Annotated in this window: 1 protein-coding gene; it reads right to left on the reverse strand. The window is 27.4% G+C overall.

Annotated elements, in window-relative coordinates:
- Positions 1 to 7: 7 nt before the first annotated feature.
- Positions 8 to 413 (reverse strand): hypothetical protein (locus KVT37_RS31915; protein WP_217578983.1); only part of this gene is annotated, 406 nt, incomplete at its 5' end.

The following is a 413-nucleotide window of genomic DNA, read 5'->3' on the forward strand; positions in this document are numbered from 1 at the left end:
GCCATTTCTATACACTCCAGAAAGTAGTAGCTGGTTTATCAAAGATAATGAGTTCTTTTAACATGCTCTGTATTTTTTTAGCTGCATTTGGATATTTAAATTTTTCTTTATCCACTATAATACTATTAACAATTTCTCCGGGATCATCATACGTGTTTGAATAACTACATAAATTAAATAAACTTTTAAGAACATTTGTAATTTCCTCTGCTTCCCCCTCAACTCTAGTTAAAACTTTTTGTATTAATTGTTGATCAAAATATCTATACCACCAACTTTTATTAGAACTCAGTTCTAAATAATTCAATTTTGCTGAATGATATAGATATATACAAACCTCATCACGAGTCCTTAAACCAAAATTCTGTTTTAATACTTTTAAAACAGCATTAAATTTATTTAATTCCTCTATC

This window comes from Mesorhizobium sp. GbtcB19 (genome assembly GCF_019091085.1).
Lineage (GTDB): Bacteria > Pseudomonadota > Alphaproteobacteria > Rhizobiales > Rhizobiaceae > Mesorhizobium.